This window comes from Thermoactinomyces vulgaris (genome assembly GCF_003688725.1).
Taxonomy (GTDB): Bacteria; Bacillota; Bacilli; order Thermoactinomycetales; family Thermoactinomycetaceae; genus Thermoactinomyces; species Thermoactinomyces vulgaris.
This window is the reverse complement of sequence record NZ_REFP01000008.1, coordinates 269,952-282,598: the sequence shown is the minus strand read 5'-3', so window position 1 is coordinate 282,598 and position 12,647 is coordinate 269,952. Positions and strand designations below refer to the sequence as shown.

Genomic DNA, 12,647 nt, shown 5'->3' with positions numbered 1-12,647 from the left:
CTCATTGCTCCCTTCACCTCAAAGAAAAAACGGGCGAAATTGCCCGTTTCCCTCTTTACTCGCCTCGAAATGCCTGTTTCATCTTATCGAAAAAGTTCGTGCTTTGTTCTTGTTTGATATATTCGCCGCATAAATGGCTGAAATGGCGCAAGGCTTCTTTTTGTTCCTCCGTCAATTTGGTTGGTGTGACCACACGGACTTTCACGCGCAAATCCCCTTCCCCGTATCCGCGTAAACGGGGAACACCTTTTCCGCGAAGGCGAAACTCGGTTCCGGTCTGTGTGCCGGCAGGAACTTTCAGTTTGGCACGGCCGTTTAAGGTGGGGACGATCACTTCATCTCCCAATGCAGCCTGTCCAAAGGTGATCGGCAGTTCACAGACCAAATCGTCACCTTCTCTTTTGAAGAATTCATGCGGTTTGATATAAACGGTAATGTATAAGTCCCCTGCCGGTCCGCCGTTTTGGCCGGGTTCTCCCTCCCCGCTCACGCGCAGTTGGGCACCTTCATGAATCCCGGCAGGAATTTTGACGTTGATTTTCTTTTTCCGTTTCACTTGGCCGGTTCCGGAACATCCGCTGCATTTTTCACGGATGATTTTACCCGATCCGTTACATACCTGACAAATCCGCCGGTTCACAATGCGGCCGAAAGGCGTATTTTGCACCACTTCGGATTGACCGGTTCCTTGACAGGTGGAACAGGTTTCCGGTTGGGTTCCGGGTTTGGCCCCGGAACCATGACATTTTTCACACGTTTCGGTTCGCGGAATCGCCACTTCCACATTTTTCCCAAAAACCGCATCTTTAAACTCCACTGTCAAACGGTATTCCAAATCAGCCCCTTTGCGGGGAGCATGCGGATTGGTGCTGCGGCGGCCGCCGCCGAAAAACATGTCAAAAATGTCTCCAAAACCAAAATCGGCTTCAAAACCGCCAGCCCCCCCGAACCCCTGGTTGGGATCGGCATGTCCAAAGCGGTCATATTGTGCCTTTTTCTGCGGATCGCTCAAGACTTCATAAGCTTCTTTAATCTCTTTAAATTTCTGTTCCGCATCTTTTTCTTTGTTTACATCCGGGTGGTATTTACGCGCCAATTTCCGATAGGCTTTCCGTATCTCGCTTTCCGAGGCATCACGACTCACGCCAAGCACCTCATAATAATCGCGCTTGCTCACCGGGTCACCTCCCCTTCATTGATGAAACGATTTGGTTTTGACCTTTCACAAAAAAAGGGAAAGTCAACTCAAGGCAGAGCCCCGACGCTGACTTTCCAGTCGAGGAGAACTCTTCCTGCTCCTCCTTACTTCTCATCCTCTTTCACTTCTTCGTATTCGGCTTCCACGACATTGTCATCTTTCTTCTGACCGGAGTTGTCACTGCCCCCTTGGCTTTGTTGGGCACTTTGTTGTTGCATTTGTTCGTACAGTTTGATGGAAAGTTGTTGTACGGCTTGTTCCAGTTCTTCAATGCCTTTTTTGATGGCTTCGTCGTCATCTTTTTCCAAGGCTTTTTTCAACTCATCTTTGGCTTTTTCCGCCTTGTCTTTATCTCCGGCGTCCACTTTGTCGCCAAGATCTTTCAAGGTTTTGTCCGTGGTGAAAATCAGCTGGTCGGCTTTGTTACGAAGCTCCACTTTTTCTTTTCGTTTTTTATCCTCTTCCGCATGCAATTCGGCATCTTTCACCATCCGTTCAATCTCTTCGTCGGACAAACCGCTGGAAGATTGAATGGTGATGGCTTGACTTTTTCCGGTTGCTTTATCTTTCGCCGATACATTGACAATCCCGTTCGCATCAATTTTGAAGGTGACTTCGATTTGCGGGATGCCGCGAGGTGCCGGCGGAATGTCGGTCAATTGGAAACGTCCCAATGTTTTGTTGTCCGCTGCCATTTCCCGTTCCCCTTGCAGAACGTGAATATCCACCGTGGTTTGGTTGTCGGCGGCAGTGGAGAAGATTTGAGATTTCTCCGTCGGGATGGTCGTATTCCGTTCAATCAATTTGGTGAAGACGCCACCGAGGGTTTCGATTCCAAGGGAAAGCGGGGTGACATCCAGAAGAACAACGTCTTTCACATCGCCGGACAAGACACCGCCTTGAATGGCCGCACCCATGGCCACCACTTCATCCGGATTGACCCCTTTGCTGGGTTCTTTTCCGATCAATTTTTTAATGGCTTCCTGAACGGCCGGAATCCGTGTCGATCCCCCTACCAGGAGAACCCGGTCAATGTCTTCCGGTTTCAATCCGGCATCATTCAAAGCTTGGCGAGTCGGAACCATCGTTCTTTCAATCAAATCCGCGCTCAGCTCTTCAAATTTCGCTCTGGTCAAGGTGACTTCCAAGTGTTTCGGTCCGGTTTCATCAGCGGTCAAAAACGGCAGGGAAATCGTCGTGGTCAACACACCGGACAAGTCTTTTTTCGCTTTTTCCGCTTCATTTTTCAGACGTTGCATCACTTGGGTGTGATTGGGATCTTTCCGCAAATCAATTCCGTTTTCTTTTTGGAACTCTTCGATCAGATAATCCATGATCACTTGGTCGAAGTCGTCCCCACCCAATTGGTTGTCTCCGCTGGTGGCCAAAACTTCAAAAACCCCATCGCCTAACTCCAAGATGGAAACGTCAAAGGTTCCTCCACCGAGGTCAAACACCAAAACTTTTTGATCATCGGTGTTGTCCAAACCATAAGCAAGCGCGGCGGCCGTCGGCTCGTTAATGATCCGAAGCACTTCAAGCCCGGCAATTTTTCCCGCATCTTTGGTGGCTTGACGTTGACTGTCATTAAAATAAGCCGGCACGGTAATGACCGCTTGCGTGACTTCTTCCCCCAGGTAGCTTTCAGCGTCTTGTTTCAGCTTTTGCAGGATCATCGCCGAGATTTCTTGCGGAGTATATTTTTTTCCGTCAATGTCCACTTTATAGTCCGTTCCCATGTGACGTTTGATCGAAACAATGGTTTTGTCCGGGTTGGTGATTGCTTGCCGTTTTGCAGCTTCCCCGATCAAACGTTCCCCGGTTTTCGAAAAGCCGACAACCGAAGGAGTGGTGCGCCCTCCCTCCGCATTGGCAATGACCACCGCTTCTTTACCATCCATAAACGCGACACATGAGTTGGTTGTACCCAAATCAATTCCAATCACTTTACCCATAAACTGCTACCTCCCACTTCAGTGACAAATATGAAGATAGATGTTATCTATTTACTGACTTTCACGATTGAAGGACGAATGACGCGATCCAAATACCGGTACCCCGGTTGCAATTCCTCAACCACCATTCCGGATTCCACATCATCCGCTTCAACCTGCATCACCGCATTGTGTTCATGAGGATTGAATGGTTTCCCTTCAGTTTCAATCAAAGTGAGTCCCGCTTGGGACAACACATTTAAAAATTGCCGGTACACCATTTCTATGCCTTCTTGAAGCGCCTGGACATCCTGATTGGCGTCAGCGGCATCAAGCGCCCTCTCGAAATTGTCAAGGACCGGCAACAGATTTTCCAAAAAAGGAACCACACTGTATTTCAACGCTTCCTCTTTTTCCTTGCGGGCACGCCGGCGGTAGTTCTCGTAATCGGCCAACGCCCGCAAATACAATTCTTTGTTTTCTTCTGCTTGTTTTTTCCAATGATCTGCAGATTGTCTCGCTTCTTCCAACTCTGCCTCCAACTTTTCAAGCACTTTCCCGCCGTCTTTTTCTTCTTCGGAAACTGCCTCTTCCTTCGGTGGTTCCTTTTGGATATGTAATTCTTTTTCTTCCCGATTTTGCTCCTGCTCTAAACGGGCTTCTTCCGGTTGATGCTGGAGCTCATCTTTTTCTTGATTCATCTTAAAAATCCTCCTAAGTTTTTGAAACGGGGTTTTCCTTCATTTTCACAATGGCATGAATTCGCAAGATGGCGATCGCAACCTCACCGGCTGTTTTCAGTGCATGTGCTTTCACCAACAACGGATCGACCACACCCATTTCAATCATATCGACAATTGTGCCACGATCGCAATCCACCCCCAAGGAGTCGGATTGACGTTTGGCTTGAAAAACCTTGACGGACTCGATCTTTTCCAACGGATTAAAGCCTGCATTGGCCACAACTTGTTTCATCGGCTTTTGGAGAGCTTCCGCCACGGCAGACACGCCAAACCGTTCCGTTCCCTGGATGGTTTCCCGGTAATGTTCCACATGGCGGGCAATAAACAACTCAACGGCGCCTCCTCCCGGCACAAAACCGCCCCGGATGGCAGCCTGCACCGCCGATGCCGCATCTTTGGCAATGCGTTCCTGCTCTTTAATCACATCTTCCGTGGTCGCTCCGACAACAATGGTGGCATACGGCTTTCCTTGACCGCCGGTCACGCTCACACATTGAAGCTCGTTGTCGCCGGCAACCTCTTTGCACACACCCAAAAACGGCTTCATGCCGTCCGGCAAGCTGCGGCGCAAAGCACTCCGCTTCACAATCCTCGCGCGGGTGTGTTCCGCGACTTTTCTCAGATCATCCTCTGCCACGTTTTCCACCACGACAATCCCTGCATCCGCAAAAACACTCTCTGCATACGGATCAACAGAACCTCCTGCCACAATCAGCCCCACATTTAAATGGATGATGTGTTCCAACATCACATAAAACTCTTCTTTTAATCTTTCTTGTTTGTTGTTCTCATCATCCGACGCGAAATCTTTCGGATCTTGATCCGGCTCCAGAGAATCCGCCAAAACGAGCACAAGCGTCTCTCCTTTTTTCCGCTGCACCTCACTGTCCATATGAGGCTGCTTGAGAAGGACCCCCGGAACCACCCGTGTCTCGCTACGGGGATGGGCCATTACACAGGATGAAAACTTAAATCCTTTATCCAACAACTTTTCCCGTCCCAATATATACGCGGCTTCCGTCACCGCCATTGTGATGTCTTCATCCTCGCGGCAGGCGGTGAAGGCAATCCGCTGCAGCCATTCATCATCTAATTCGTAAATGGGACGTGCTTTTTCCTGCATTTTGTGCAATGCAAACCGGATTCCCTTTTGTATCCCGTCAATGACTTTGGTTACAGGAACCCCGTGCGCCACTTGTTTAACCCCTTCATCCACCAGCGCGGAGGCCAGCAACGTGGCGGTGGTCGTTCCATCCCCCATTTCCTCCTGCTGTGCTTTGGCAACGTTGACAATCATTTTCGCAGCCGGATGCTCCGTCTTCATCAATTCGAGGATGGTAACGCCGTCATTGGTGACCACCACTTCGTTTTTGGAGTTGACCAGCATCGTATCCAGCCCCTTGGGCCCCAGGGTGGAAGATACGGCTGAAGCCACCTCTTTTACGGCTTTGGCATTACTCTCCAACGCCGAAATCCGCGCATCCGGATTACGGACAAAAGACTCGTTTTCGGGCAACGGGTATTCCCCCCTTTCTATACACAGGGACGGGGGATTCAGATCCCCCTCCCTCTCAAAACCATGATAATCCATTAATCTCCATTTTCAAAAAAACGAATCCAAACGCCTTGAGAAATCTTTTGCCAACAACTGAATGATTCCGATCACCCGCCCGTAATCCATCCGGGTCGGGCCCAACACGCCGATTGTGCCAACAGGTTCCCCATTAATCATATACGATGCGGAAATGATACTACAATCCCTCACTGCTTCCAAATGGTTTTCATACCCAATGCGGACCTGCACCCCTTCGGAAGAAGTTTGGAGAAGGGATATGATCTCATCGTCATTTTCAAGGAAGTCGAGCAGGGATTTCATTTTATCCACATCGCGGAATTCAGGTTGTTCCAAAATCTTCGTCGTCCCGCTGGTATACAAGCGTTCGTCCGGCCGGGCCAGCAGAATTTGGTCCAGCAAGTCTGTCAGTTTTTCAAAATGGTCCACATGTCTCTGCAATTCGTCAGCCAGCTCTTTGACGACAATCCGCTTTAATTTGGAAATGGGAGAACCGGTCAAACGGAAACGGAGGAAATTCGTCAACCGCTCAATCTCCGACAATGATACCCCTTCAGGAACGGTGATGTGCTGTTGATAGACATGGCCCGTATCCGTAACCAATATGGAAACTGCGGTCCGGTCATTCAGCGGAACGATTTGCAGGTGTTTCAATCTGCTTTCCGAAATTTTCGGCCCCAAGATAAAGGTCATATAATTGGTCAGTTGTGACAAAATCGAGTTGGTATGTTTGATTGCTTGCTCGACATGATCCATCCGTGTGACGTAATAATCATGCAAAGCCATTAAATCCTTCTTTGACCACATATACGGCTTCAACAAATGATCGACATAAAAACGATACCCTTTTTGTGAAGGTACTCTTCCGGCAGATGTGTGCGGTTGTTCCAAAAATCCCATCTCTTCCAGATCAGCCATGACGTTGCGAACCGTTGCGGCACTAAAATGAATTCCTTCCTTTTTGGAAACCGTGCGTGAACCAACCGGTTCAGCCGATAAGATGTAATCATCAATGACTGCCCAAAGGATCATCTTCTGCCGCTCGCTTAACATCTGCCTTCCCTCCTTGTTAGCACTCCTGAAGGACGAGTGCTAAAAATACTATTTTTAAATTACCAAACGGCTGAAATGATGTCAACGGATGCCTCTATAATTCCACGCCGTTGAGAAATGAGGCGAACACCTCATTTCCAAACAAAAGCCCTTTTTCCGTCAAGGAGATCCAGTCTCCCTCCATTTTGATGAATTTTTGACTTTGCAAATTCCTCAAAACCGTATCAAACACTTCTTCCGGCCGGCAACCGTACCGGCGGTCAAAACGGGATCGTTTCACCCCTTTTAACAGGCGAAGCCCCAGGATCATGAAGTTTTCCATATCTTCTTCCGGACTGACCTGATACGATTCTTTCACCGGCAAATGCCCCTGCCGGATTTGATCGATATAGGCCCGAACCCCCGTCACGTTCGCGTAGCGGGTGGAACCGACATAGCCGTGCGCCCCGGTTCCCAAACCATAGTATTCCTCATTCAGCCAATACGTGGTATTGTGCCTGCTCTCCCTTCCGGGTTTGGCAAAATTGCTCACTTCATATTGGATATACCCCTTTTCCCGCATAAACGAACGGATGCATTGGTACATCTCAAACTCTTCGTCCTCCGTCGGAAGCGGCAATTCCTTCCGTTGGTGCAAGTGATAAAACACCGTACCCTCTTCAATTTTCAGACTGTAACAGGAAAAATGACCCGGATCGAGTGACATGGCTTCATTTAATGTATGTTTCAGATCGTCGACGGTTTGCGTCGGGAGGCCGAACATCAGATCCAGTGAGATGTTGTCAAAACCGGCCATGCGGGCGGCGTCGACACTTTCCCGGATTTCCCCGGCGCTGTGAATGCGCCCGATTCGCTTTAACAGATCCGGCCGGAAGGTTTGCGCCCCAAAACTGATCCGGTTCACGCCGCCTTCGCGCATGACGGAAAGCAGTTCGGGACTGGTGGTGCCGGGATTGGCTTCAACGGTGAATTCAAGCTGGTCGGACCAATCCGGAAAATGAAGACGCAAATCCCGAAGGAGTTTTTCCATTTGCTTTGGAGTCAACACGGTCGGGGTGCCGCCTCCGATAAAAATGGTTTCAATTTCTTGCGGCTTGGCTGCTTCCGTCACCATCTCCATTTCCCGCTTCAGCGCATCCAAATAATCATCCACCGGCTGTCCGCCCACGACATAAGCCGTAAAGTCACAGTAATAACATTTATTTGTACAAAAAGGAATATGAACATAAACCGATTTGGGCGGCAAAACCCCCACCTCCTTGATAAAAGCCGCAAGCGTTGCACCCGCCTGCGGCTTTTCCTCTTTATTTCTGTTCGTCAATCTTCAGCACGGCCATGAATGCTTCCTGGGGAACGTCCACGCTTCCCACAGACTTCATTCTTTTCTTTCCTTCTTTTTGCTTTTCAAGCAGCTTTCTTTTGCGGCTGACGTCGCCGCCGTAGCATTTGGCCAAAACATTTTTCCGTACGGCACGGATGGTTTCCCTTGCGATCACCTTGTTGCCGATGGCCGCCTGTACGGGCACTTCAAACATTTGCCGCGGAATCAGGCTTTTCAGCTTTTCCACCAACGCCCGGCCGCGCTGATAGGCACGATCCCGGTGGACGATAAACGACAAGGCATCCACAATCTCTCCATTGAGGAGAATGTCCAGTTTCACCAGATTCGCTTCCTTGTAACCGATCAATTCATAATCAAAGGAGGCATACCCTTTGGTGTTGGATTTCAATTGGTCGAAAAAGTCGTATACAATCTCGGCCAAAGGCAACTCATAAACCAGGTTGACCCGGTTTTGATCCAGGTAATCCATATTGACGTATTGTCCTCTTTTATTTTGACATATTTCCATCACCGCACCGACATAGTCATTGGGAACCATGATGCTGGCTTTCACATACGGCTCTTCCACCCGGTCAATCTCCTGCACCGGCGGCATCAAGGTCGGATTTTCGATTTCCAACATCGTGCCATCGGTTTTGTGAATCCGGTATACCACACTGGGAGCGGTGGTGATCAATTCAATTCCAAATTCCCGTTCAATCCGTTCCTGGACAATTTCCATGTGCAAAAGCCCCAGAAAACCGCAACGGAAACCGAATCCGAGCGCTTGTGAGGTCTCAGGCTCAAAAGACAAGGAAGCATCATTCAATTCCAGCTTTTCAAGGGCTTCCCGCAAATTGTCGTAGTCGGACGAATCCACCGGATACAACCCGCAAAAGACCATCGGATTGATGCGCCGGTAACCGGCCAACGGCTCTGCAGCCGGACGGTCCCGGTCGGTGATCGTGTCCCCCACCCGGGTGTCGCGCACGTTTTTGATGTTGGCACAGACAAATCCCACTTCACCGGCCTTCAACTCATTGGTGATCACGGGGCGCGGTGTGAAAACGCCGACTTCGGTCACTTCAAAGGTTTTTCCCGATGCCATCATCCGGATGCCCATGCCCTTTTTGATCGTCCCCTCAAAAACACGGGTATAAATAATGACGCCTTTATAGGAATCATAAACCGAATCAAAAATGAGCGCCCTAAGCGGACTGGATTCATCCGCTTCCGGCGGGGGAACCTTTTCCACAATCTGCTCCAGAATCTCTTCAATCCCGATGCCGGCTTTCGCCGATGCCAAGACTGCATCACTGGCATCCAAACCAATCACGTCTTCAATTTCCTGCTTCACGCGCTCCGGGTCCGCGCTGGGTAGATCGATTTTATTGATAACGGGAATGATTTCAAGATCGTTTTCCAAAGCCAAATAAACGTTGGCCAGCGTCTGCGCTTCCACCCCCTGGGAAGCATCCACCACCAACAACGCTCCTTCACATGCTTGCAAAGAACGGGAAACTTCATAGGAAAAGTCAACATGTCCCGGCGTATCAATCAGGTTTAACACATACTCTTTCCCATCCTTGGCTTTGTAGGGGATACGCACGGTCTGCAACTTGATGGTAATTCCCCGTTCTCTTTCCAAATCCATCTGATCCAGGAATTGATCTTGCATTTCCCTTTCGGACAAAGCACCCGTTTTCTCCAAAATCCGATCTGCCAACGTCGATTTTCCATGGTCAATATGGGCGATGATAGAAAAATTACGTATTTGTTTCTGATGATTCTTGTTTTCCATTCCCGTTCTTTTCCCTCCTGCAAAATGCAAGACTGCATTCCTAAATTATATCAGCAGACACAGGAGGTTTCAACGACATAAAAAAAGCATGGGACCGCGACCCCCATGCATCCGCCGGATTTGAGATGGAAAAAACTATGATCTTGTCCAGGCAAACAACCGGTCGGCCAACTCGCGCAACAGTTCACGGATCATCGTGCCGACCTGATTTCCGGTTTCAGCCAGATAATTGGTTCCTTCCCTCATTTCCTGACCAGCGCTTTTTTCCGGATTCTTTAAACCGGCTTTCGCCGACGCTTCTTCGGATCCGATGGTTTGTCCGAAGACGGAGATTTCGATTTTCCCTTCCTGTGGAGTAATTTGAATGGCCCGTGGCGCCCCTTCGATCCCTTGCATTTTTTGCATATTCCGTTCCGCAACATCCATCCCGATAAAAATACCGAAAACCAACATGGCCAAAAGCCCGATTATCTGCACCCAAACCCGCATGTTTCTCCACCTCAAAACTGTTTTAAGATCCTTCTTGCCGCATCACCGGCGTGGCATCATGAATCCGTTGCGCCAGCACTTCCGCCAACACTTCGACCGACCGGTATGCTTCTTCGAAGGTGTTATCCACCCCTCCCACTTCCACAAGCATGCTATTGGGGGATAAAGACTGGTTATATTCACCGTTGTTCCCATTTGTCCGTTCTTTAATAATCACCGCCCGTGACAATCCGGGATATTGTTTGTTGATTTCTTTGTGCAACTCACGGGCCAGCTTCAGATTTTGCTCAAAATGCTTGCTCGATTTTCCCACGACAAAAGCTAACCGGGCATAGCTTTTCCCGTTGTAAGTTTTGGTGGTTTTGTCCCTTCGTTGCGCATCCCTGTGCAAATCGATCAGATAAGTGATCCCTTCATGCTGCCCCATCACGGATTGCACCATTTTCCTCGATTGCTTGTACGCTCCCGAATCCCAAGTGTATTTCCGTTCCGCCGTGACCGCCCCGATGCCCATCTTCTCGAGCACTTGGGCCAGATGTTGAGAAACGAGGGTGATGTTTTTTTCGATATGCGATGCTTTCTGCGGATTTTTTTCTCCCAACTCCGGAAGATAAGACTCCCAAAAATGCGTCGAGTAAATCAATACTTTTTTCTGTTTGATCCCGCTTTGGGTTGTGCTGGCGCGGTCCTGATCCGGCTTTTCCATCGCTTTGATGATCTCTTTTTCCAATTCGGGAGGAGGAGCCGATTCAATGGGAATCGATGTGTAATCGACATCGGCGCTCGCCACGTCAATTTCGCTGTCAAAAAGTGCGTACATCGGCAATTCCCGGCCCAGAAAGGTACGGGGATCTTGTAAATTCATGCTGGTTAAAAGTTCAAAAGTCATCCGGGACACAATCCCGTCCAATCCGGCCGAACCGATTTCTTCCTGAAAATACGGGATGTTCTCCCCCATCACCATGGCCAGGGTTTTGGCCGAAATGCGGGAAGTCACCCGGCTAAAATCCGAACCCTGCATGCTGTTTTCAGCCTGAACCATGACCCAGGCTCCCGCAAATGAAAACAACACCGCGATGGCCAAAAATAAAAAAACCAAGATTCTTCTGGTCCGCGGACGTGCCAAGTTTAACGTCATAAACCTTCGATACCGATGATTCATCCGGTTCACCCTTTGCCAGCTTGTCTCTCATCCCTAAGCTATGAAAAAACCGGCAAAAGTAGAACCTATGAGACTTAAAAAATACAGGAGAAGGGTTGATAGAAATCCGGAACAAAACCCCGCCCCTTCAACAAACAGGCGGACATAAAAACGGAAGCCTGTTCCGCTCACAAGCTTCCGTTTTTGATCCCGTACGCCGTCTTCAATTGACGTGCGAAGCCACATTATCCATCGTCACCGCATCATGCAAGGCACAATTGACACCGTTGGCGATCATTTTGGCCACATTGGCAATAAAGGAGTCCACTTCTTTTGGGGTCACGATCAGGTTCTGTCCCAGCGGGGAAAGAACTTCATGAATGAGCTGGCGTTTTTCCTGTTCATTCAGACGACCGAACATTCCCAACACTTCCCGCGCGGTGCCGGAAGGAAGCTGATAATTTTTCAAATCCTTCACTGTCGGGCGGTTGTAAGGATCCAGCGGGTTGTTTCTTTCGCCATGAATTTCTCTTCCCAGATGGGAGATGACAAAATCAATCGTGTCATAGGCAATGGTCACCGCATCCACCACGGTGGGAACACCGATGGCAATCACGGGAACCCCCAACGTTTCCCGGGTTAACGCTTTCCGGTTGTTTCCCACCCCGGATCCCGGATTGATGCCGGTATCCGCCACCTGAATGGTCGTATTCACACGGGTCAAAGCCCGGGAAGCCAACGAATCAAAAGCAATGACAAAATCCGGTTTGGCTTTGTCAACCACTCCCCGTACAATATCGCTCGTCTCCAGTCCGGTCAACCCCAACACGCCCGGGGACAACGCACTGACCGACCGGTATCCTTCCTCAACGGATTCCGGTTCCAGCTCAAACAAATGCCTAGTAATCATGGTGTGCTTCACCACCAGGGGCCCCAATGCATCGGCCGTGACATTCCAGTTACCCAACCCGACAATCAGGCAGGAATCATCTTTCCCAATTCCGGCTTCATCTAAAAACCGGGCAAACTGTTCTGCAAAATGGCCCGCCACTTTCTGGCTGAAGACGGAATCTCTCGATCTCAGTTCCGGAGCTTCAATGGTTAAATAAGTGCCTGGCACTTTTCCCATCTCTTCCGCACCCCGGTCATTTTCAATCCAAATCCAGCTGGTTGTGATCCCGTCCTCCGTCTTTTCCTCGATCCGCACTCCCGGAATGGAACCGTTCCCGCTCCTGTTTCTTTTGGTTGCCAATTCATGCGATTCACGCGCCAAATCGGTCCGGATGTTATACCGGCTCAAATCAACCTGATGACCTTGCGATGGATCCTGATTCATGTTTCTTTTCTCCTTCCATTCACTTCCTCCTGTTTTTAGTTTGCTTGATGTCATTGGA

Annotated in this window: 10 protein-coding genes; all 10 read right to left on the bottom strand. The window is 49.4% G+C overall.

The annotated features are described in order from the left end of the window. Positions 1–55 precede the first annotated feature (55 nt). On the bottom strand, positions 56–1,177 hold the full coding sequence (dnaJ, locus tag ATH33_RS05760) for a molecular chaperone DnaJ (protein WP_049720353.1): 1,122 nt from the start codon (positions 1,175–1,177) through the stop codon (positions 56–58). A 125-nt stretch (positions 1,178–1,302) separates the two neighbouring features. Then, complete coding sequence (gene dnaK, locus ATH33_RS05755) at positions 1,303–3,153, bottom strand: molecular chaperone DnaK (RefSeq protein ID WP_049720354.1); 1,851 nt, start codon at positions 3,151–3,153, stop codon at positions 1,303–1,305. A gap of 47 nt (positions 3,154–3,200) precedes the next feature. Then, complete coding sequence (gene grpE, locus ATH33_RS05750) at positions 3,201–3,833, bottom strand: nucleotide exchange factor GrpE (RefSeq protein ID WP_062843144.1); 633 nt, start codon at positions 3,831–3,833, stop codon at positions 3,201–3,203. Positions 3,834–3,846: 13 nt separating this feature from the next. Then, positions 3,847–5,391: a TCP-1/cpn60 chaperonin family protein gene (locus ATH33_RS05745; protein WP_236533723.1), complete on the bottom strand. Its 1,545-nt coding sequence runs from the start codon at positions 5,389–5,391 to the stop codon at positions 3,847–3,849. 87 nt (positions 5,392–5,478) lie between these two features. After that, positions 5,479–6,501 (bottom strand): heat-inducible transcriptional repressor HrcA, encoded by a 1,023-nt coding sequence (gene hrcA / locus ATH33_RS05740; protein ID WP_037994556.1) that lies wholly within the window; start codon positions 6,499–6,501, stop codon positions 5,479–5,481. 94 nt (positions 6,502–6,595) lie between these two features. After that, the gene (gene hemW / locus ATH33_RS05735) at positions 6,596–7,747 is read right to left on the bottom strand and encodes a radical SAM family heme chaperone HemW (RefSeq protein ID WP_082240633.1); all 1,152 of its coding nucleotides are present in this window, start codon (positions 7,745–7,747) and stop codon (positions 6,596–6,598) included. Positions 7,748–7,805: 58 nt separating this feature from the next. After that, a complete protein-coding gene (lepA, locus tag ATH33_RS05730) occupies positions 7,806–9,623 on the bottom strand; it encodes a translation elongation factor 4 (protein WP_062843142.1) in 1,818 nt (605 codons plus the stop codon). Between the two features lie 135 nt (positions 9,624–9,758). Continuing rightward, complete coding sequence (locus ATH33_RS05725; protein ID WP_037994558.1) at positions 9,759–10,112, bottom strand: DUF3679 domain-containing protein; 354 nt, start codon at positions 10,110–10,112, stop codon at positions 9,759–9,761. A gap of 22 nt (positions 10,113–10,134) precedes the next feature. Further along, positions 10,135–11,274: a stage II sporulation protein P gene (gene spoIIP / locus ATH33_RS05720; RefSeq protein WP_082813523.1), complete on the bottom strand. Its 1,140-nt coding sequence runs from the start codon at positions 11,272–11,274 to the stop codon at positions 10,135–10,137. Between the two features lie 202 nt (positions 11,275–11,476). Beyond that, positions 11,477–12,589, bottom strand: a complete 1,113-nt coding sequence (gene gpr / locus ATH33_RS05715) for a GPR endopeptidase (protein WP_037994560.1) — start codon at positions 12,587–12,589, stop codon at positions 11,477–11,479. Between the last annotated feature and the right edge of the window lie 58 nt (positions 12,590–12,647).